Origin of the sequence: Zeaxanthinibacter sp. PT1, assembly GCF_028464225.1 — a bacterium.
Lineage (GTDB): Bacteria > Bacteroidota > Bacteroidia > Flavobacteriales > Flavobacteriaceae > Zeaxanthinibacter.
The window spans coordinates 129,119-150,525 of the sequence record NZ_JAQPCN010000002.1 but is presented as its reverse complement, the minus strand read 5'-3'; the positions used below and the strand labels follow the sequence as shown (position 1 = coordinate 150,525).

Annotated in this window: 16 protein-coding genes; 11 read left to right on the top strand and 5 right to left on the bottom strand. The window is 45.6% G+C overall.

Features of this window, described 5'->3' with window-relative positions; translation table 11 throughout:
* Window positions 1–139: 139 nt before the first annotated feature.
* Together PP178_RS07680 and PP178_RS07675 are read left to right on the top strand one after the other, a co-directional pair.
* Complete coding sequence (locus PP178_RS07680) at window positions 140–2,551, top strand: alpha-ketoacid dehydrogenase subunit alpha/beta (RefSeq protein WP_272593755.1); 2,412 nt, start codon at window positions 140–142, stop codon at window positions 2,549–2,551.
* 232 nt (window positions 2,552–2,783) lie between these two features.
* Window positions 2,784–3,161 carry a DoxX family protein gene (locus PP178_RS07675; protein WP_272593754.1) on the top strand — a complete coding sequence of 126 codons (378 nt, stop codon included), beginning with the start codon at window positions 2,784–2,786 and terminating at the stop codon, window positions 3,159–3,161.
* A 1-nt stretch (window position 3,162) separates the two neighbouring features.
* On the opposite strand, the gene holA is transcribed toward PP178_RS07675, so the two are convergent.
* Window positions 3,163–4,167 carry a DNA polymerase III subunit delta gene (gene holA, locus PP178_RS07670; RefSeq protein ID WP_272593753.1) on the bottom strand — a complete coding sequence of 335 codons (1,005 nt, stop codon included), beginning with the start codon at window positions 4,165–4,167 and terminating at the stop codon, window positions 3,163–3,165.
* A gap of 26 nt (window positions 4,168–4,193) precedes the next feature.
* On the opposite strand from holA, the gene PP178_RS07665 reads away from it, so the two are divergent.
* From PP178_RS07665 to PP178_RS07650, 4 genes are all read left to right on the top strand, one after another.
* Window positions 4,194–4,655 carry a type I restriction enzyme HsdR N-terminal domain-containing protein gene (locus tag PP178_RS07665; protein ID WP_272593752.1) on the top strand — a complete coding sequence of 154 codons (462 nt, stop codon included), beginning with the start codon at window positions 4,194–4,196 and terminating at the stop codon, window positions 4,653–4,655.
* Between the two features lie 95 nt (window positions 4,656–4,750).
* The gene (locus PP178_RS07660) at window positions 4,751–5,755 is read left to right on the top strand and encodes a glycosyltransferase family 2 protein (RefSeq protein WP_272593751.1); all 1,005 of its coding nucleotides are present in this window, start codon (window positions 4,751–4,753) and stop codon (window positions 5,753–5,755) included.
* Between the two features lie 112 nt (window positions 5,756–5,867).
* Window positions 5,868–6,737 carry an OmpA family protein gene (locus PP178_RS07655; RefSeq protein ID WP_272593750.1) on the top strand — a complete coding sequence of 290 codons (870 nt, stop codon included), beginning with the start codon at window positions 5,868–5,870 and terminating at the stop codon, window positions 6,735–6,737.
* Between the two features lie 216 nt (window positions 6,738–6,953).
* Complete coding sequence (locus PP178_RS07650; protein ID WP_272593749.1) at window positions 6,954–9,512, top strand: zinc-dependent metalloprotease; 2,559 nt, start codon at window positions 6,954–6,956, stop codon at window positions 9,510–9,512.
* Between the two features lie 2 nt (window positions 9,513–9,514).
* Here PP178_RS07650 and PP178_RS07645 read toward each other — a convergent pair whose 3' ends face one another.
* Window positions 9,515–10,135 carry an L-threonylcarbamoyladenylate synthase gene (locus PP178_RS07645; protein WP_272593748.1) on the bottom strand — a complete coding sequence of 207 codons (621 nt, stop codon included), beginning with the start codon at window positions 10,133–10,135 and terminating at the stop codon, window positions 9,515–9,517.
* 34 nt (window positions 10,136–10,169) lie between these two features.
* Window positions 10,170–12,494, bottom strand: a complete 2,325-nt coding sequence (locus PP178_RS07640; RefSeq protein ID WP_272593747.1) for an ATP-dependent helicase — start codon at window positions 12,492–12,494, stop codon at window positions 10,170–10,172.
* A gap of 180 nt (window positions 12,495–12,674) precedes the next feature.
* On the opposite strand from PP178_RS07640, the gene PP178_RS07635 reads away from it, so the two are divergent.
* The 4 genes from PP178_RS07635 to PP178_RS07620 all read left to right on the top strand — a co-directional run bounded on the left by PP178_RS07635 (window position 12,675) and on the right by PP178_RS07620 (window position 15,978).
* Entirely contained in the window at window positions 12,675–13,220 is a 546-nt protein-coding gene (locus tag PP178_RS07635) for a DsrE family protein (protein ID WP_272593746.1), read from the top strand.
* A 4-nt stretch (window positions 13,221–13,224) separates the two neighbouring features.
* Window positions 13,225–14,499 carry an amidohydrolase gene (locus PP178_RS07630; RefSeq protein ID WP_272593745.1) on the top strand — a complete coding sequence of 425 codons (1,275 nt, stop codon included), beginning with the start codon at window positions 13,225–13,227 and terminating at the stop codon, window positions 14,497–14,499.
* 45 nt (window positions 14,500–14,544) lie between these two features.
* Window positions 14,545–15,354: an OmpA family protein gene (locus tag PP178_RS07625; RefSeq protein ID WP_272593744.1), complete on the top strand. Its 810-nt coding sequence runs from the start codon at window positions 14,545–14,547 to the stop codon at window positions 15,352–15,354.
* A 105-nt stretch (window positions 15,355–15,459) separates the two neighbouring features.
* Window positions 15,460–15,978 (top strand): DUF7935 family protein, encoded by a 519-nt coding sequence (locus PP178_RS07620; protein ID WP_272593743.1) that lies wholly within the window; start codon window positions 15,460–15,462, stop codon window positions 15,976–15,978.
* 5 nt (window positions 15,979–15,983) lie between these two features.
* Here PP178_RS07620 and PP178_RS07615 read toward each other — a convergent pair whose 3' ends face one another.
* Together PP178_RS07615 and PP178_RS07610 are read right to left on the bottom strand one after the other, a co-directional pair.
* Window positions 15,984–16,892, bottom strand: coding sequence for a patatin-like phospholipase family protein (locus PP178_RS07615; protein ID WP_272593742.1), 909 nt, complete (start codon window positions 16,890–16,892; stop codon window positions 15,984–15,986).
* Window positions 16,889–18,988 (bottom strand): M1 family metallopeptidase, encoded by a 2,100-nt coding sequence (locus PP178_RS07610; RefSeq protein WP_272593741.1) that lies wholly within the window; start codon window positions 18,986–18,988, stop codon window positions 16,889–16,891. Before PP178_RS07610 ends, PP178_RS07615 begins: the two co-directional genes overlap by 4 nt.
* 72 nt (window positions 18,989–19,060) lie before the next feature.
* Here PP178_RS07610 and recG point away from each other — a divergent pair, with 72 nt between their 5' ends.
* Window positions 19,061–21,166 carry an ATP-dependent DNA helicase RecG gene (gene recG / locus PP178_RS07605; RefSeq protein WP_272593740.1) on the top strand — a complete coding sequence of 702 codons (2,106 nt, stop codon included), beginning with the start codon at window positions 19,061–19,063 and terminating at the stop codon, window positions 21,164–21,166.
* Window positions 21,167–21,407: the final 241 nt, after the last annotated feature.

Here is a 21,407-nt window from a genome sequence, read left to right as displayed (position 1 = left end):
CAGCTTTATTTTAGTGGATACATAAAATTTTAGGCATCAAACCAAGCTTTGTTAAAAAATTATTAATCATTTAGCGTATTTTCTCATTGCAAAAATCAACTGGATTTGATATTTTTGCAGCAAACATGAACTTAGCCCTATGAAAGTTAAACTAGAGACCGGAGACGATATATCATTTGAGGATTTCAGGGCGCAAATACTCCAGGACTACCAGACCGCAGTAACCAGCAGGGAATGCAGTGTTCTTGGTCGCAGGGAAGTTCTCACCGGAAAAGCGAAGTTCGGTATTTTTGGCGACGGAAAAGAATTACCACAACTTGCCATGGCAAGAGCTTTCAAGGATGGCGACTTCCGAAGTGGATACTACAGGGACCAGACCTTTATGATGGCCTTAGACCTGCTTAAACCTAAAGACTTTTTTCACGGCTTATATGCCACCACAGATATTGCCCAGGAACCAATGAGTGCCGGTAGGCAGATGGGTGGGCATTTTGGCACTTACAGCCTGAACGAGGACGGCAGCTGGAAATTCCTTACCAAACAAAAAAACAGTAGTCCTGACATCTCTCCTACTGCAGGACAAATGCCCAGGTTGTTAGGTTTGGCCCAGGCCTCCAAAATATACCGACATGTCAAAGGAATCGATGCTGAAAAATTCTCTGTCAATGGGAATGAAGTAGCATGGGGAACTATTGGAAACGCCAGTACCAGTGAAGGTCATTTTTTTGAAACTATAAATGCTGCCGGGGTTTTACAAGTGCCCATGGTAGTGAGTGTCTGGGATGATAAATACGGGATATCCGTACCTGCCCAGTACCAGACCACCAAAGAAGATATATCTGAGATTCTTAAAGGATTCCAGAGAGACGAAGAGAACCCGGGTTACGAAATACTGAAAGTGAAGGGTTGGGATTATACAGCCCTTATCCATACTTACGAAAATGCCTCGGATATTTCCAGGGAAGAACATGTGCCCGTACTGATCCATGTCGTTGAACTCACTCAACCGCAAGGACATTCTACTTCGGGGTCACATGAGCGTTATAAGTCTGAAGAGCGACTGGAGTGGGAAAAGGAATACGACTGTAATAAAAAATTCCGCTCCTGGATCCTAGAAAATAATATTGCTGATGAAGATGCCCTGACCGATCTGGAAAAGAAGATCAAAAAAGAAGTCAGGCTGGCCAAAAAAGAGGCTTGGTTAGAGTTCCTGGCTCCACAAAAAGAAGCCAAGAAAAAACTGGTAGCAACCCTTGAAAATGCAGCACAGGCCAGCAATAACAAGGTATTTATTGCCAAATTAAAGAACGATCTCATCGCTATTGATGAGCCCATGAAGAAAGACCTGGTATCCAAAGCCCGAAAGGCGCTGAGATACATGATCGGTGAGACTTCTGAAGCAAAACAGGTATTATCCGATTGGATTTCCGATTATATAGATAAAGAACAACCTAACTACAGCTCCCATCTTTATAAAGAAACCAAAGGTAAGGCGACGGAGATAGCCGCCGTACCACCCACCTACGATGAAAATCCTGAAGCGGTAGACGGAAGGATCATCCTGAGGGATAATTTTGACCAATTGTTTGGCAGGCACCCGGAAGCTTTGATCTTCGGAGAAGACAGTGGAGCTATCGGGGATGTTAACCAAGGCCTGGAAGGCTTGCAGAAAAAATACGGTAAGCTCCGAATCGCTGATACCGGCATACGGGAGGCTACTATTATAGGCCAGGGAATTGGTTTGGCTTTACGAGGCCTTCGACCGATCGCAGAGATACAATACCTGGATTACCTCTTATACGGGCTACAAACGCTTAGCGATGACCTGGCTACCCTACTCTACCGTTCTGTAGGGAAGCAAAAAGCTCCGCTAATCGTTAGAACAAGAGGACATCGACTGGAAGGAATCTGGCACTCAGGATCACAGATGGGTGCTGTAATCCATTTACTGAGGGGAATGTATATTCTTACCCCGAGGAACATGACACAGGCTTCAGGGTTCTATAATACCCTTATGAAGACAGATGAACCTGCGTTGATCGTGGAAAGCCTGAACGGCTACCGATTAAAAGAGCCTACGCCGAATAACCTGGGAGAACATTGTACGCCTATCGGGAAAGTGGAGGTCATGCGAGAGGGTTCTGATATTACCTTACTTTCTTATGGTTCTACGCTTAGGATCGTTATGGAGGTGGCAAAGGAGTTACTGGAGGTAGGGATTGATGCCGAGGTCATCGATGCACAATCACTTTTACCCTTTGATCTTGAAGGAGAAGTGGGTAAAAGTGTTGAAAAGACCAATCGCTTGTTGGTCATAGACGAAGACGTACCCGGGGGCTGTTCTGCCTATCTTTTACAGGAGGTGATCGAGAAACAGGGGGCATACCGATTCCTGGACAGTGCACCACAAACCCTTGCTGCAAGGCCACACCGACCTGCCTACGGTACAGATGGAGATTATTTCTCCAAGCCAAGTGCTGAGGATATCTTTGAAAAAGTATATCGTATCATGCACGAAGCGAACCCGGCAGATTACCCATGGCTGCGGTAATGATCCGCTGATTTTAAACCAAGCTGTAATTCCGGGACCATAATCCCAAACTTTTATGCGTCTTTTTATGTGCTATTTCAACGGGTATAACACATTGAAAAAGAGCAGGTAAAAGGTGTTTTGAATGCTTTTTTCTTAAAATATCGGTAATTTTTCTGCGTTTATCATAATAGATGTTTACTGCTGTCCGTAAATTTTATTTTACATTTAGGCAGAACTTAACTATTTCAACATGAATAGAAGCTTAAAGACCGATCTGGGGCTTGCCCTGCTCCGTATCGTGCCATCAGCCCTTATGCTAACCCATGGTATTGGAAAATTTACGCGCCTGATCAATGGTAATTTTGAATTTGCAGACCCATTGGGACTCGGGCAATCGCCCTCCCTTTTCCTGGCCGTGATAGGCGAATTTATTTGTCCTGTACTGGTGATACTGGGTTACAAGACCCGTTGGGTTGCGGTACCCCCTGCAATCACCATGCTGGTAGCGGCTTTTGTAGTACACGCCAATGATCCCATTGGTAAAAAGGAATTGGCCCTTTTATACATGGTCTTCTTTATCGTAATCATTTTATTAGGACCCGGGCGTTACAGCATTGACAAAAAGTAAATCAGACAATTTTTACCAGGAGTTCTTTTAGGAGATCGGCCTGGGACATATTAGCCGCCCCTACTCCTTTACCTTTCATATCCATTTCCCGGAGATTGGAGACAATCCTGCTCACTTCCTTCATAGGATAGTTTCGGGCAGCGGTCTGTATTTCGGGCACGAAATAGGGATTTATCTTGAGTGCGCTGGCCACACTCCTGGAGGAATGATCGGTCAGCCCGTGGTATTGCAGGAGTTGTGAGAAATAGCCATGTAAAAAAGGTACCGTCATGACAAAAGGATGCTCTTTTGGATTCTGGGAAAAATAATTAACGATACGTGTTGCTTTAGCAATATCGCGTTCCCCCAGGGCTTTCTTCAATTCAAAGTGATTGTAATCCTTACTGATCCCGATATGCTTTTCGATCAGTTTAGGAGTTACCTCTTCCCCTTCGTTCAGAAGCCCCTGTAGCTTTTCCAATTCTTTATCAATCCGGCTCAGGTCTGCTCCCAGGTATTCTACAAGGAGGATGGATGCCTTGAGGGAGATAGCATGTCCCTTGCTCTTCATCAGTTGACGTATCCAGTCACCCACTTTATTCTCGTAAAGCTTTTTGCTTTCAAAAATCACAGCCTGGCTGTTCTTAAGGGTTTTGATGAGTTTTTTACGCTTGTCAACGGTCTTGTACTTATAGCATATGACCAGGACTGTACTCGGTTGTGGCTGGGCGGCATAGCTCGCTAGTTGTTCTATGGTTCGCACCAGGTGCTGCGCTTCTTTTACGATGACTACTTGCCTTTCGGCCATCATCGGAAATCGCTTGGCTATGGACACGATCTCATCTACACTGGTGTCCTTCCCATAGACCACGGTTTGGTTAAATTCACGCTCCTGTTCGTTTAGGATAGATTCCCCAATAAACTGGGCCAGTTTATCAATGAAGTAGGGCTCTTCTCCCATCAGGAAATAGATGGGCCTGATATCCCCTTTGCGGATTGCCGCTACGATCTGTTTTACTTCCTCCATTCAGATAAAATCATCAACTTTGCGGTATGCAACGATTGAACTTCCCTTCATATCAATTTCGTTTCAAAAGTAGCGAAAATAAGGTGCGTATCTTTGATCTCATCCGCAAAAAATTCGTTCTCCTGCAGCCCGAGGAATGGGTAAGACAACATGTCTTATTATACCTTCATAAGGAGATGGGTTACCCGGCGGGTCATCTTAATGTAGAGAAACAACTGGAAGTTAACCGATTAAAAAAGCGTTACGATATTGTAGTCTTTAATCCTGATGGTTCCCTGGAAGTGCTGGTAGAGTGCAAAGCACCCCAGGTGAAGATTACCCAGGATACTTTTGACCAGATCGCCCGTTATAACTTGCAATTGCGATCGCGATACCTGATGGTGACCAACGGCCTGGAACATTTTTACTGCCGATTACATTACGACGAACAACGATACGAGTTCCTCCCAGCACTCCCCCGGTATTCCGCCCACCTAAGAGGCAATTGAGCAGTATGGGAACAGCACTGCAGTTCTAAAATATTTCTTTACTTTGCCAGCTTTAACCAAACCTAAAAGGCTCAACAGACCAAGCCACCGGACACATGCTTAAATTCGCCATTGTAATACTGAACTGGAACGGGGAAGCTCTGCTGGAACGATACCTGCCATCGGTTGTCCGATTTTCACCAGGAAGGGATGTCTACGTGGTCGATAATGCATCCACAGATGGCTCTGTCAGTTTTGTGCAAGAGCATTATCCAGATATTAAAATTATCGAGAACCCTACCAATGGTGGCTTTGCCAAAGGGTATAACGATGCCCTGCCCCAGGTAGATGCAGACGTCTACTGCCTGTTGAATTCTGATGTTGAAGTTACCGAAGGCTGGTTAGAGCCGATAGAGGCCCTGATGGAAAACAAGCCTGAAGCCGCCATCGTACAGCCCAAGATCCTAGACCTGATGAGACAAGATCACTTTGAATATGCAGGCGCTGCAGGTGGTTACCTGGATATGCTGGGTTATCCCTTTTGTCGTGGACGAATCTTCCAGGCCCTTGAAAAAGATCGTGGTCAGTATAATGATACCCGTGAAATCTTCTGGGCCACCGGGGCATGTATGTTTATCCGAAGCGATGTCTATAAGAGCCTGGGAGGCTTTGACGAGCTGTATTTTGCGCACCAAGAGGAAATTGACTTGTGCTGGAGAGCACAAAATGAAGGGCTTAAAGTATTCTATACCGGGAATTCTGAGGTGTATCACCTTGGAGGTTCTACCTTGAGCAACATGAATCCCAAAAAAACCTTCCTGAATTTCAGGAACTCCCTTTATTCTATCACAAAAAATCTTCCCCGCAGGAGAGCATTCCCACTCATTTTATGCAGGCTACTGCTCGACTTTGTAGCGGCACTTCGTTTTGTTTTTCAATTGAAAATCAGGCATGCCTGGACGATTTTAAGGGCTCACCTGAGTTATTACAAACATTTCAGGGCTGTTTACCGCAAAAGAAAAAAGAAAGATTTTTTAAAAAATTACTACATCGTAACGTCCATAGTATGGTCACACTTCGTACATCAAGTAGACAATTTTAACGATTTAGTAAAAGATTAACTATATTGGTAAATTGTCGGATTGAAATATATATAATTTTGATCTCGATTTCACAATCACTCAAACTAGATAGAAAACAAATAACAAACAATTAAATCATTTAATCATTATTATGAAAAAAATCATGTTAGGGGTACTGGGGATGACCCTTCTACTTTCATCCTGTGTATCACAAAAAAAATATGCAGAACTTGAATCAAAACAAAAAGAGACCCAAGACCTGTTAAACAGTGCCACTGTAAAACTGAATACATGTCTTGAAGAGAAAGCTACCGCAAGTTCCAGGTTACAGACCCTAGAAGATCAGAACGCTTTCCTGAAAGCTAACAACCAGGAGCTCATTAACAATATGGGTAACCTTACCACCCTTACCACCAAAGGTGCAGAGAACCTAGAAAAATCTTTGGAAAGCCTTAAGGAGAAAGATCTTACTATCCGTAAGTTACAGGATGCCATCACCAGGAGAGATTCTGTGAACCTTGCATTGGTACAGAGTCTAAAAGGTGTTCTTGGAAATCTTGATGATGAAGACATCGAGATCAGTGTAGAAAAAGGAGTAGTATTTGTTTCTATCTCTGATAAATTGCTTTTCAGCACAGGTAGTTACACCGTGACCCAGGCAGCTAAGAATGTTCTTGGTAAAGTAGCCCAGGTAGTCAACAACAAGCCTGACTTTGAGTTCATGGTAGAAGGACATACAGACAATGTGCCTTACCGTGGAAGCAACGGAGTATTGTTAGACAACTGGGATCTTAGTGTAAAAAGAGCAACCTCTGTAGTGCGTATCCTTGAAAAAGATTTCGGTGTTGCACCGGCTAGGATGACTGCCGCTGGAAGAAGCCATTACGCTCCATTGGTGGAAAACACCACTTCAGATAACAAGGCTAAGAACAGGAGGACCCGTATCGTAGTATTACCTAAAATTGATCAGTTTTACAGTATGATCGAAGAAGGTATGAAGGATCCTGCTATCAATAACTAAGCGTTATTCCTGATACCGCTGGTAGCAGCAAAGCTGCTCAGCAACACATTTAAACCAAACCACGGCAAAACCAAGAAGGCAATGTCGTGGTTTTTTTGTACCCGTAAATATTTGTTATGTTGTAATAAATACGAATTCAATCAGCGAAATTAATAGTGCTGATACAGATCATCAATCAATTCAACCTATTCTGTTAACCCAAATCTTGCTGACACTATGAGAATCATATCGTTGTCGTTATTCATACTCCTAATCTGCATATCCTGTGCCTCTAAACAAGCGTTAGTCCAACAGAATACTGTTACCGCAAATGCCGGCAAGACCGGTGGTATTCCCAGTATTGAAGATTTACTGGGCAAGGATGCAGAGTTTTCAGAAGGGCTGTTCAATATTTATCAGAAGGCAGGCGAGATCTATTTTGAAATACCCGATAGCCTGTTGAATCGGGAAATGCTGGTAGTAACACGATTTATTAAGACTCCTGCGGGAGCCAAGAATTATGGAGGTGAAGAAATTGGTGATAAAACCATATACTGGGAGAAAGGTCCGTCAGACCAGCTGTTCTTGAGGATTTCGACCCTGGTCAGTGTAGCCGATGAGGAAGAGGCCATTGCCTCCGCAGTTAATAATGCAACCGTCACCCCTATCCTGGAAGCCTTTGATATAAAAGCGCGCAATGATAAAATTGGCAGTTCTCTAATTCGGGTGGACAAGTTTTTAAACAGCGATAACCCCCTGTTAACGATGAGTCCTTCACAGAAGGACGCCTATAAACTGAGCACCCTTGAGGATGACAAATCATATGTAAAGAACATCAGTTCTTTCCCAATCAACACGGAGATCAGGAGTGTAAAGACGTATAAAGCCAGGTCCGGGGATTCGAGGAAAGAACTCCCGGCCATAGCCTTATCCGGGGTAGTTACTTTAGAGATCAACAACTCCCTCATCTTACTTCCGAAAGAACCGATGAAAAAACGTGCTTATGATCCCAGGGTGGGTTATTTTGCCAGCTCTTACCTGGAATATGGGGATGAGCAGCAGAAAGTTGCGGAAAACATTTACATCCACCGCTGGAGGTTGGAGCCCCGGGAAGAGGACAGGGAGCGCTGGTTATCCGGAGAGCTGGTTACACCTAAGGAGCCCATAGTATTCTACCTTGATCCTGCCACCCCTAAAAAATGGAGACCATTCCTGATACAGGGAATCAACGACTGGCAGAAGGCGTTCGAAAAAGCGGGCTTCAAAAATGCCATTGTAGGGAAAGAATGGCCGGAAAACAATAAGGACATGAGCCTGGAAGATTCTCGTTTTTCCGTACTCCGATATTTTGCATCACCATCACGAAATGCTTACGGCCCCAACATCACTGATCCGCGGAGTGGTGAGATCCTTGAAAGTCATATCGGTTGGTACCATAACGTACTCAGCCTTGTACACGATTGGTATATGATACAAGCAGGAGCTGTGGACCCCGGGGCCAGGAAAATGGAGTTCGATACGGAATTAATGGGCCAACTGATTCGTTTTGTCTGTTCCCACGAAGTAGGACACACCTTAGGGCTTCGACATAATATGGCGGCGAGTTTTGCCACCCCGGTAGAAAAACTCAGGGATGCGGAATGGCAACGAAAATACGGTCATACCAGCTCCATAATGGACTACGCTCGATTTAACTATGTGGCCCAGCCACAAGACAGTATTGCTCGTGAAGACCTGATGCCAAGGATCAACGATTACGACCTATGGGCCATACAATGGGGATATGGCCCTTTACCAAAGAATCCCGGTGGGATGGATGAAAAAGAATTACTGAATGCCATGGTAGTAGACAGCATCTCTAATAATCCCCGGCTGTGGTTCGGAGGCGAAGGACGGGATTTTGATCCCCGTTCCCAGCGTGAAGATCTCGGTGACCAGGCCGTCATTGCCAGTAATTACGGTATCCTGAACCTGCAGCGCATCGTCCCCCACTTACCGGAATGGACCCGGGTGAGACGCAGCGACAGCTATCGAAACCTGGACCAGGTTTATACCGCCCTGGTTAAACAATATGACAATTACCTGTTCCATGTGGTGAAAAACATCGGCGGAATTTACGAAACGCCAAAAACCATGGGAGAGACCGGGGAGGTCTATGCCCCGGTGGATGAACAACTTCAGAGGGAAGCCCTGGTATTCCTGGATCACCATATATTTAATGAACCCAAATGGCTGCTTACCAACGAAATTTTAAATAACATCCAGTCGCCCCAATCTAAGGAGGCCGTTACAAGGACTATGGAAAGTGTAATGCTGAACCTGCTGGGCGGAAGCCGTTTAAGCCGGATGACCTTTATCACGGAGCGTTTCCAGGACCGCAATACCTATACGCCTGAAGAATATATGGACGATCTATATAAAATGACCTGGGGTGACCTGAATGTATTCTACCAGGCCAGTACATACCGTCGAAAACTACAGAAGGCCTATGTAGAAAACCTGATCGCCCTCTACCGCCCGGACAAGGCAAAAGGAGCCATTGGAGGTCTGCTCGCAAAGCTCTCTGAAGATTACACCTCTAACACCGATGTGAGGTCGCTGGCTTTGAGTTACTTGTTGCAGCTGCAGAAGGATATTAAAAGCAACCTTACGGTCATCAACCACCGGATGACCAGGGCTCACCTGCAATACCTGGAAAAAGAACTGGCCGAAGTAATCGGGGAAGCAAAAGAAGGACAGCGTTTTATTGCGCCTTATAACCCGGACATGTCGATCAAAGCTGAAGAAGGCAGGTAGCCTCAGAAAATATCCGGGTCGCCCTTTCCTTCACGAACAACAAAAGGTTCGGCTTCGGACAGGTCGATCACAGTGGAAGGCTGGTTGTCCCCGTAACCCCCATCAATCACAACATCGACGAGGTTATCCCATTTCTCCAGGATAAGTTCCGGGTCTGTAGTATATTCTAACAGTGTATCTTCATCCTTTATGGAGGTACTGACAATGGGGTTTCCCAGGGCTTCAACCAAAGCACGGGCTATATTGTTGTCCGGCACCCTGATCCCGACGGTCTTCTTCTTCTTAAAATCTTTAGGCAGGCTGTTGTTCCCGGGCAGAATAAAGGTATAAGGACCGGGAAGCGCTCTTTTCAGTATTTTGAATGTCGGGGTATCTATCTGCCGAACATAATCGGAAAGGTTACTGAGGTCTGCGCAGATAAAAGACCAATTGGCCTTGGCCAGCTTAACACCCTTTATCCTGGCGATCTTCTCCAGGGCTTTACTATTAGTAATATCACATCCCAAGCCGTAAACCGTATCGGTCGGGTAAACGACCAAGCCGCCCTTCCGGAGTATATCGGCAACCCGTTTTATCTCCTTCGGAGATGGATTGTCTTCGTAAATCCTGATAAACTCTGCCATATTCATTTAAGATTGGACTCCGCTCCGTGGATCCTTAGTCCAGGATCTCCAGTTTTGCGAATCGCAGTAACAATTTTTTTATATCCCCTTTTTCAAAACGGATCTCGGCTTTCTTGTCGTTCCCTACCCCTTCTATCATCAGCACTTCTCCCCTGCCGAACCTGGAATGATTGACACGGGTTCCAACTTCCAGGGAAGTATCGGTTGCACTAGAGTTGCCCACGGGGGTAGACAGCTCAGGCTTAAGCTTTCGCAATTTTCTCAGTTGGTTCTGGGTGGGCTGGTTGCCACTAGGCGGAGCACCATTCTTGGGCTTCTCTTGTCGTAACCTGCTCTTATCCACTTCCCCGAAGATATTCTTATCGATAAAAGATTTGTATTTATAAGTATCTACGGGGGTAAGTCGCTCAACGTATTGTTCATCTATTTCTTCCAGGAACCTGCTGGGTTCAGAGTCGATCAGTTTTCCCCAGCGATACCGGTTCTGGGTATAGGTCAGGTAAGCCTGTTCTTCTGCACGAGTGAGGGCCACATAAAATAACCTTCGTTCTTCCTCCAGTTCGCTCCTGGTATTCATACTCATGGCCGATGGGAACAGGTCTTCTTCCATCCCTACGATAAAGACAAAAGGGAATTCGAGTCCCTTAGCAAGGTGAATGGTCATCAGGGCCACCCGGTCATCATCCCCGGTGTCCTTATCCAGGTCTGTGGCCAGGGCCACATCTTCCAGGAAGGTTGACAGGTCTCCCTGTTCATCAGCCAGTTCTTTCTGCCCCTCCACGAAATCTTTTATACCGTTCAGGAGTTCTTCAATGTTCTCCATCCTGGCAATACCTTCCGGGGTTCCGTCTTTTTTGAACTCGAGCAGCATCCCGGTTTTTCTCGCCACATGTTCGGCAAGGCTGAAAGCATCAGCAGTTTCGTTCATGATCTGGAAACTCCGGATCATATTGACAAAATCCTCCAGTTTCCTCTTAGTCCCGGAATTAATCTTCAGGTCTATCTTATCCAGGTTCTGCATCACTTCGAAAATCGATCTCCCGTAGTGGTTGGCAGCAACGGTCAGTCGGTCTACCGTGGTTTGTCCTATCCCCCTTGCCGGGAAGTTGATAACCCGTTTCAGGGCTTCCTCGTCTTTAGGGTTGATGATCAGCCGCAGGTAAGACAATACATCTTTGATCTCTTTCCGCTGGTAGAAGGACAATCCCCCGTAAATACGGTACGGGATATCTTTTTTTCTCAGAGCGTCTTCAATAGCCCTGGATTGAGAGTTGGTACGGTATAGCACAGCGAAGTCACTATCTGGCCTTTGCGACCGCATCTTCTCGTCAAAAACCGTATTGGCTACAAAACGTCCTTCCTCCGCATCGGTTACACTGCGGTGGATCTTTATTTTAGGGCCGTCATCATTAGCGGTCCAGACCACTTTTTCCAGCTGGTTCTTATTATTGGCAATAATGGTATTTGCCGCGTTTACGATATTCTTAGTAGAACGGTAATTCTGCTCCAGCCGGTACATGGCTGCATCATCATAGTCTTTCTGGAAGTTTAGGATGTTACTGATGTTTGCTCCCCTGAAAGAGTAAATACTCTGGGCATCATCTCCCACGACACAAATATTATTATACCGGTCTGCAAGAGCTTTTACGATCAGGTACTGGGAATGGTTAGTATCCTGGTACTCATCAACCAGGATATACCTAAAACGATCCTGGTATTTCATGAGAACTTCGGGAAAGCGGGTCAGCAACTCGTTCGTCCTTAGCAGGAGGTCATCAAAATCCATGGCACCCGCCTTAAAACAGCGATCCACATACTCTTTATAGATTTCTCCTGTCCTGGGTTTCTTTGCCATGGCATCCGCTTCTACAAGGTCCTGGTTCTGGAAGTAGGCCTTTACCGTGATCAGGCTGTTCTTGTAGGAAGAAATGCGGTTCTGGATCTGCTTGTATTTGTAGATATCCTTATCAAGTCCCATCTCCTTAATGATGGAAGCAATGAGCCTCTGGGAATCCTGGGTATCGTAGATCGTAAAATTACTTGGAAACCCCAGTTTGTCGCCATCGTATCGCAATAAGCGCGCAAAAATAGAATGGAAGGTTCCCATCCACAGGTTTTTAGTCTCCGATTTACCGGCAAGTTCCGCTATCCTGTGTTTCATTTCACGGGCAGCCTTATTGGTAAAGGTAAGGGCAAGGATATTGAACGGATCCACTCCCTGGTCCATGAGGTAAGCGATTCGATAGGTCAGTACACGAGTCTTTCCCGAGCCTGCACCGGCAATTACCATCAGGGGTCCTTCCTTGTGCAATACGGGGGCTCGCTGGGCCTCGTTCAGTTCATTGATAAATTGTTCCAACAGTAGTTTTTTAAAAATCTTGGGCGGGGTATAAAATTAGCTATAATCAGGCGTATCCTGAAACGGAGAGGCAATAAACTTATTAAAAATAAACCTAATAATGTTTCCGCTAAGATTAACCCGGGTCGCTATGCGTTTTAGAGACAATTTGAATATATTTAGCGTTTCCAAAACCCTACTATGAAGCGTCAAACATTTCTCCTCCTGATATTAGCCCTTCTATTTATGGTTCCTATGACCAATGCACAACAAGCAAAAGCCGGCCCGGTGATCAAAAATTACGGAAAAGTCTATCCCATTGCAAATCCGGGTTTTAATACCAATACTTCCCTGGATTTCAACGTTGTTTTTGATGTTACCGCGAGTCCGGAAAACAAAGAAGAGTTGAACAAGTCTATAGAAACTGCGGCCAGGTTCCTGAATATGCATGCACAGGCAGGGGTCCCGGTATCACAACTTTCGGTGGCCATGGTCGTACACGGATCTGCTACGCTGAATATGATTGATAACAAGGCTTACGAGAAAAGATATGGAATACCGAACCCAAACGAGCCCCTGATCCGGGAGTTGCTCAACCATGGAGTTCAGATCATACAATGCGGGCAATCGATCAATGGTCGAGGGGTTGCTCGCGAAGAACTTATCCCCGGGGTGCAACTGGCCCTTTCAGCTATGACTGCACTGATACAATTGCAGGGGGATGGATACCGTTTAATTAAATTCTGATAACATGAAAAAACTAGTACAATGCGCCATTCTGCTGACAGCCGTTTTTGGGATGGCACAGGGCAGCGGCCTTGAAAAACAATACGAGGAGATCGAGGAGCAAGTGATCAGCTGGAGGCGTGATATCCACCAGAACCCGGAATTGTCTAATCGCGAGTTCAAAACGGCAGAAAAAATAGCAGCGCACCTCAAATCCCTGGGGATGGACGTACAGACCGGTGTTGCACATACCGGTGTGGTCGGAGTACTTAAAGGGGATGGACCCGGGAAAGTCATCGCTCTCAGGGCCGATATCGATGCCCTACCCGTGACCGAAAGGAACGACCTGCCTTTTAAATCGACGGTGACTTCTGAATTCCTCGGCGAAAAAGTGGGTGTAATGCATGCATGTGGTCATGACACCCACGTAGCTATACTGATGGGGGTGGCCGAAATTCTCTCCAAGAATAAAGACAAGATCAATGGTACCGTGAAATTTATCTTTCAGCCGGCAGAAGAAGGTGCGCCTCCCGGGGAAGAAGGCGGGGCAGCCCTGATGATTAAAGAAGGGGTACTGCAAAATCCTGATGTGGATGCCATTTTTGGACTACACATCAATTCACAGACACCTGTAGGGGTTATTCGGTATAAATCCGGGGGAACCATGGCTTCTGCCCAGAGATTCTCTATTGAAGTAAAAGGGAAGCAGAGCCACGGATCACAACCCTGGTCCGGGGTAGATCCGATCCTTATCAGCGCAAAGATCATCGACGGGCTACAGACCATCGTCAGCCGTGAGATGAACCTGACCAAGGAAGCTGCCGTGATCACTGTTGGTAAGATCAAAGCTGGAGTAAGGTCTAATATAATCCCGGAAAGTGCCGAGATGATCGGTACGATCCGAACGCTGGATTACGATATGCAAAAACAACTGAATAAGCGAATGGAAGAAATGGTTCCTGCAATTGCCAAGGCTTATGGCGGAGAGGCGACTATTGAGATCGTCACGAATACTGCGATTACCTACAATGAACCGGATCTCGTGACCCAGATGCTGCCCACCATAGAACGTGTTGCCGGCAAGACCAATGTACAAACCCAGAACGCTATCACCGGTGCGGAGGATTTCTCCTATTACCAGGAGAAGGTTCCCGGCTTTTTCTTCTTCCTGGGCGGAATGACCCCGGGTACTACGGAATCTTATCCTCACCATACGCCTGACTTCATGATAGACGACAGCGGGTTATTGCTGGGCGTAAAAACCCTGACCGAAATGAGCCTCGATTACCTGAATCAATAAAAATACCGGGCCCTTCACTAGGGCCCATTTAAACACCTGAACACCATGATGAAATTACCTGCACTCCTATTGTGTAGCGCCCTGCTTTGTGTACACAGCTTTTACGGGCAGAAGAAAAAAGACCTGATCCTGAAAGTTGACGAATTGCAAACAGAGCTCGATTCGACCAGCCGACTCTTACGCGAATGCCAGAGAAAAGAAAGCGCACAGCGGGCTGTGATCACTGATTACGAGCAACAACTGGCAGATTCCCGGAAGACCAATTCAGACCTTTTAAACACCCTGACGAGGGTGACGGAGGAATCTAAGTCCCAAACTGAAAATATCGGGAAATCCCTGGAAAATCTTAATCGTAAGGAGAACCAGTTGAGACAGATCAACGAAACCCTGACCAGCACGGATTCTACTACCATCCAATTACTTACCTCTATTAAAAAGAGCCTGGGTGACGAGGTGCCCATAGCCCTGGACAAAAACGTCTTCACCATCGCACTGGACAACAGCAGTCTATATGGCAGCGCTCCCCAGCAATACACCATTGTTGAAAGCGGGAACGGGATTTTAGAAAAAGTTGCCCAGATCATGAAGTTACATCCTAAGGCCAGGCTTTATATTGAGAGTAACCCGGCCCCAGCTTTGGCAACGGATAAAAAAGCATTATCGGGATCGCAACTGAGTGCCTTGAGAGCCAGTGCCGTGAAGCAGTATTTACAAGAAAATTCGGCTATTTCCCCGGAGTTTATGATCGCCACAGGTCAAGGACAGGGCCCGGCCAATAAAACTTTACTAAGGATCACCCCGGATTACGATCAATTCTTTGAAATGGTCAAGGAGCTCATGAAAAATACGCGATAAAAGAGTTTTAATGAGCCGCTGAGTCCCATTGCTTGCTGAACTGTCATAATTTTTAAATAAAACCAGCGTTGTACAAGGGAGCAAACCAACTAAATACATTACAACATGACCGGAGACGGAATCTTTCAGTTATTCGCCTATTTATTACCTGCTGTAGTAACAGGAGCCATCGCGTTTTACTTTTTCAGGTTACATACCAGGAATGAAGAGGGTCGGCGCAGGTTCTTACTGCACAAAGATGCCCAAAAGAATGCACTCCCGTTGCGTTTACAAGCCTATGAAAGGATGGCGCTTTTCCTGGAACGTATATCAATTCCAAGCCTGGTGGTGAGGATTTCACCGAAATCAGCGGATAAGAATGCCTATGAAACACTGTTGATCAGGAATATTGAGAACGAATTTGATCATAACCTATCCCAGCAGATCTATATGAGTGATGAGTGCTGGAATATCATTAAGGCCGCGAAAAATGCCACTATACAAGCTATCAGGAAGGCTGCGATGAGTGAAGCCGACAATGCTGACAAATTAAGGGAAGACATACTGAATGATACTATGGATAAAGCTTCGCCTTCTGCCACTGCACTTTCTTATATTAAGAAAGAAATCGGGGAACTCTGGTAGAATAACTATTCGTTGGGCTCTATCTGGCTTAGATTTTCACTTTTTGATTGTGCAAAATTAAAACCGCTGGACCACCAGCTGGTCATCTTCTGTTTATCAAAAATCAGGGAGTTGGTGGTGAGAACAGTAGGTGTATAATAGAAATTTATAATCGATTCATTCTGGTTGGCCACGAACTTCCCAATGCGAATATTCTGCCTCTCTATCCGGTCTAGCATAAAACTGAACATACTTGTGAGTAAAGAAAATACATTTTTTGAAGGAAGCCTGTTATAATGTGTAACTTCTGTATGTAATATAATGGCATCTACTTCGGTAGCCCCCCTTTTAATTGCTTCTTCTATAGGCACCATGGATCCAAGCCCTCCATCCGCATATTCACAACCATCCTTTCTTACCAGGCTCATAAACGGGGTATAATTGCAGGAAATCCATATCCACTCACAAAAATTATCATAATCAAAATCGCGAATCGACTTATATTCTACCTGGTTAAGTGACAGGTTGGATACGGTGACAACAATATCCTTATGCTGTTCTTTCAAGCTTTCAAACTCCTGCGGACTCAGGGTCTGTCGGATTAATTTTAAAAGGTTGTGGCTTTCCCCGAATGTTTTGCTGCCATCATAGAAATTCTTAAGCACATTCCAGTGATTGATCCCAATGGTGGCCACCCCATGTTTCTTATTGATCGTAAAAGGGCAGCGAGAAAAAATACTGTTCTGGTTCACCGAGGTATACACCTCTTTAATCTTTTCTATTTTACCCAGGGCAAGGTGTGATATCAGCAGGCTACCTGTAGAGGTACCGATAAAAATGTCGTATTCATGACCGTGCTCTTCCATGAGGTACTGTGCAACTCCCCCGGCAAAGGCTCCTTTACTGCCCCCACCCGATATGACTAATGCCCTCATAGTTCCTTTAGTTTTTGGTTGATATATTCAGCCTTATCCGCAGGCATTCCTGCTGCCACACGCCGAATCATGGCAAGTTGTTTATCGTCTTTCATCAAACGCTCCATTAAATCTCTGCTAAATTTCCGAAACTGCCAAGAATGATGTGTTGTTGCCAGTACCAGGTCATGGATATTCTCTTCCGTGAACATCCTGGCTTCCTCCAGGTAACGGAAAGCCCCCAGGCGAATATCAAATGGGTATTTGGGATCGGTATACCCGGATAATTCCAGGTAATATTCCTTCTCCATACCCGGATCATAATCTTTGGTAAATAATGCCAGGGTAAGCCAGAGAAGACGGACATTATAGTTAGGTAGTCCCAGAATATTACGGGTCTTATAAAGGTAAGATGAACGCTCCTCCGGTCGGTGTACCCATAATTTAAACAATGCGTTTTCTACGGTGACATAGCTTGGGTCGTCCAGGAAAGATTCGTAGGTATCCACCAAGGGTCCAGGTACACCTGAGTTGGTTAAGGCAAGTGCCTGCCTTGATTTTGGCCCTGCGGTCTCCATAAGATCGGCAAGTAGTTCTGCAGGTATGGATTTGTGGTAATCACTGATAAGGTTTGCCCTGAAAAGGTCGGACTCATTTTCTGACCAGTCCAATTTTAATATAGTTGCACTGGAATCCCTGGCTACAGTCAGGGTGTTCTGTAATTCACGGAAATTCCTGATTTCCTCATTACGGTTACTCAATAATTCCATGGCTTCCTTATAGGGGAATTGTTTTGCCTCCAGCCATGTCTGACTAAAAGTTGATAGATCACGATCCGATACAGATTCTACCTGCTCGAGGAAATCCCGGACCGTGGCATTGGTATAAGCATAGCGATCCAGGAATAAGCGGATTCCAGCCTTGAACTGTTCATCTCCTACTAATTCCCTGAGGGCAATAAGAGCCCAGGCTCCTTTTTCATAAAAGGTAAGGCTGCCTGCTTTAGGATCTAATAGAGATTCGCCTTTATGCTGTTGAGACATACGATCCAGGGTACGGGCGCTTTCAAATAACTTCCAATAGAAATAGTCGTCCCCGAATACATGTTTTTCAGCCAGGAGCGCGTAATAGGAGGCGAATCCTTCATGCAGCCAGTGATGCTCGGCAGATACTTCGGTGACCAGGTTTCCAAACCACTGGTGGGCCAGTTCATGGGCGTTGACATTCACGTAATTCTTATCCGCAAAAGCCAGGCTGTCGATGACGTAGGCATCGGAAAATACGGTGGTAGTGGTATTCTCCATGCCAGCATAGAGAAAATCGCGCACCGGTAATTGCCTATAGACCTGCCATGGGTAGGGCACCCCGATCTCCTCTTCAAGGAAATCAAATATTTCCTTAGAATAGCGGTATGTAGGCTCTACCCTGAGGCTGTCTTCCGGGTAATAATACAATTCAATGGGAACCCCGCTTGAGGCCGTTAATTCCTTTTTCCCGTATTTCCCAATGACAAAGGCAAGCAGGTAGCTGCTCATCGGTTTATCCATATCAAAAGACCAGGTTGCGGTACTATCATTTATTACGACCGCTTCCTGTGTACCGTTGGCGGTGACAAAATAATCTTTATCAAACGTTATTTGAAGATCGTAAACTATCTTTTCGGTCATATCATCTATTCCCGGTAACCAGTGACTGCTGTATTTACCCTGGCCCTGGGTCCAGACCTGGCGTACTTCGGTTGATTCATTTGGCAGGTCCCAACCAATAAAGTACACTGTCTCTTTGGGATGTGCTACGTAAGCGAGAGAAAGGGAATATTTCCCGGGTTTCAATTTCTTTTTAATCAGCAGGGACCTGCCATCGTCAGTAAACCGTATTTTCTTCCCCCCTACCCGAACGGAATGGAAATCCATATTCCTCGCATCCAGGCTAAGGACTTCTATAGGCTGTAAAACTTCTAAGGAATAATCTACTTTGCCGCTGATCTCCCTGTTTAAGGGGTTAACAAGGATCTCTACCTTGGCCTCGAGGAAATCGACACTATTCTCCCGCTGGGCAAGGAGTTGCAAGGAGGCGAGGAGTAGAAAAATGAGTAAAAGAAATGGTCTTTGGTTCACGGGCTGTAAATTACATTAAAAATAGGTTTTTAGTTTATTGCAGGTATATAGGGGAACCTTTATTTTAGTCGGATGAATGCCAAGTTTCTTCAAACCCCTATAGCCTACCTTAAAGGCGTGGGGCCCAACAGGGCCGAGACTTTGCAATCAGAATTGGGCATTCACACTTACCAGGACCTGCTGCACTTATTCCCGAACAGGTATATAGATAAGACTCAATATTACACCATAAACCAATTACAGCGAAATTCTGCCGAAGTTCAGATTGTGGGTAAGGTGGTGCATTTAAAAACTGTTGAACAGGCCAGGGGAAGCCGATTAGTAGCCACATTTGAGGACCAGACCGGGGAAATGGAATTAGTGTGGTTCAGGGGTCATAAATGGATCCGTGAAAGTCTTAAGCTAAATGTTCCTTATGTGATCTTCGGGCGACTGCAATATTTTAACGGCCGATTCTCTATGCCCCATCCTGATATGGAATTGGCCCAGGAACACCAACAAGGTATTCGTATTGCAATGCAACCGGTCTATCCTTCCACTGAAAAGCTGCAGAAGAAAGGAATCACTAATCGCTTAATGAATAAACTGCAGCAGCAGTTGTTCAGTGAATTACCCGGTGCATTTGCTGAAACCCTGCCCGATAAATTAATCGAAGAGCTTCACCTCAGTAGTAAATCAAAGGCCTTGTTCCATATTCACTTTCCCAAGAACCAGGAAGCCCTGTCAAAGGCACAGTTCCGCCTAAAATTTGAAGAGTTTTTCTATATACAACTACAGCTGCTCTTTAAAAAACAAATGCGGAAACAGAAGATCAAAGGAATGCCTTTTGATAAGGTAGGCCAATATTTCAACAGGTTTTACCAAGAACATTTACCCTTCCAGCTTACCGGGGCACAACAGCGTGTTATCAAAGAAATACGGGCAGATCTGGGCAGCAATGCCCAGATGAACAGGTTACTGCAGGGGGATGTAGGCTCGGGAAAAACCATTGTTGCATTGATGGCTATGTTGTTAGCCATAGATAACGATTACCAGGCCTGCCTGGTCGCCCCGACAGAGATACTGGCTGTTCAGCACTATAATGGGCTGAAAGAATTATTGGGAGATTTGGGGGTAAGCATAGCCCTATTGACAGGATCCGTAAAACAAAGAGATCGTAAGCCCCTTCACGAGGCATTGAGTGATGGCAGCCTGAATATACTGGTGGGCACTCATGCTGTGCTTGAGGATAAGGTCCGGTTTAACAACCTGGGACTAGCCATCATTGATGAACAGCACCGTTTTGGAGTGGCACAACGCGCCAAATTATGGCATAAGAACCAATTACCTCCCCACGTATTAGTTATGACAGCTACCCCGATCCCGCGCACCCTGGCCATGAGCCTGTACGGGGATCTGGATATCTCCGTGATCGACGAACTTCCCCCGGGCAGGAAACCCATCAGAACCGTGCATCGGTTTGATGCCAATAGGTTAAAGGTGTTCCGTTTTTTACGGGATGAGATCCAAAAAGGGAGGCAGGTATATATCGTTTATCCTCTTATCCAGGAATCTGAAGCCCTGGATTATAAGGACCTGATGGACGGGTATGAAAGCGTAGTGCGCGAATTCCCCCAACCGGAATACCAGGTCTCTATTGTACACGGGCAGATGAAGGCCGAGGATAAGGACTACGAGATGGAACGATTCCTTAAAAAAGAAACCCAGATCATGGTAGCTACAACAGTGATCGAGGTAGGAGTCAATGTTCCCAACGCCTCCGTAATGATCATTGAAAGTGCGGAGCGTTTCGGACTTTCCCAGCTACACCAATTAAGAGGCCGAGTAGGCCGTGGTGCAGACCAGAGTTATTGCATACTGATGACCGGGCAGAAATTGTCGTCAGAGGCAAAAACCAGGTTAGAGACTATGGTCAGGACCAATGACGGGTTTGAAATTGCCGAGGTAGACCTTAAATTAAGGGGTCCCGGGGATTTAATGGGTACCCAGCAAAGTGGTGTGCTCAACCTGAAGATCGCAGATGTGGTTAGAGACAGGGATATTTTACAAACTGCGCGCTACTACGCCCAGCAATTACTCAAGCAAGACCCGGAGCTGGGAGCCCCGGAAAATCTTGCTGTACGTGTCGCCTACAGCCGTTTATCGCGGCATAAGGATATCTGGACGTATATCAGCTAGACAATATTTCGCTATTCTTCTAAAAGGGGGCAAAATTCTTTACTCTGTTATTCTATGCATTGTATCAACTGATATAATGAGCTGAAGTTAGGAGTGCAAGGACATTCCAGTAGAAAGCCTATGTCTTGACAATGGTCAAAATTTACTCAATAACCATATTAATTGTCACACAATCAAGTATTTACAACTTATTAAAGGCTATTGAACATCGTAATTTGAAATCGCGGATTCAAGGGACTGT

Excerpts from the sequence above, each read along its gene's own strand:
- PP178_RS07680 (WP_272593755.1), top strand. The coding sequence starts at position 140 with ATGAAAGTTAAACTAGAGACCGGAGACGATATATCATTTGAGGATTTC.
- PP178_RS07675 (WP_272593754.1), top strand. The coding sequence starts at position 2,784 with ATGAATAGAAGCTTAAAGACCGATCTGGGGCTTGCCCTGCTCCGTATC.
- holA (WP_272593753.1), bottom strand. The coding sequence starts at position 4,167 with ATGGAGGAAGTAAAACAGATCGTAGCGGCAATCCGCAAAGGGGATATC.
- PP178_RS07665 (WP_272593752.1), top strand. The coding sequence starts at position 4,194 with ATGCAACGATTGAACTTCCCTTCATATCAATTTCGTTTCAAAAGTAGC.
- PP178_RS07660 (WP_272593751.1), top strand. The coding sequence starts at position 4,751 with ATGCTTAAATTCGCCATTGTAATACTGAACTGGAACGGGGAAGCTCTG.
- PP178_RS07655 (WP_272593750.1), top strand. The coding sequence starts at position 5,868 with ATGAAAAAAATCATGTTAGGGGTACTGGGGATGACCCTTCTACTTTCA.
- PP178_RS07650 (WP_272593749.1), top strand. The coding sequence starts at position 6,954 with ATGAGAATCATATCGTTGTCGTTATTCATACTCCTAATCTGCATATCC.
- PP178_RS07645 (WP_272593748.1), bottom strand. The coding sequence starts at position 10,135 with ATGGCAGAGTTTATCAGGATTTACGAAGACAATCCATCTCCGAAGGAG.
- PP178_RS07635 (WP_272593746.1), top strand. The coding sequence starts at position 12,675 with ATGAAGCGTCAAACATTTCTCCTCCTGATATTAGCCCTTCTATTTATG.
- PP178_RS07630 (WP_272593745.1), top strand. The coding sequence starts at position 13,225 with ATGAAAAAACTAGTACAATGCGCCATTCTGCTGACAGCCGTTTTTGGG.
- PP178_RS07625 (WP_272593744.1), top strand. The coding sequence starts at position 14,545 with ATGATGAAATTACCTGCACTCCTATTGTGTAGCGCCCTGCTTTGTGTA.
- PP178_RS07620 (WP_272593743.1), top strand. The coding sequence starts at position 15,460 with ATGACCGGAGACGGAATCTTTCAGTTATTCGCCTATTTATTACCTGCT.
- PP178_RS07615 (WP_272593742.1), bottom strand. The coding sequence starts at position 16,892 with ATGAGGGCATTAGTCATATCGGGTGGGGGCAGTAAAGGAGCCTTTGCC.
- recG (WP_272593740.1), top strand. The coding sequence starts at position 19,061 with ATGAATGCCAAGTTTCTTCAAACCCCTATAGCCTACCTTAAAGGCGTG.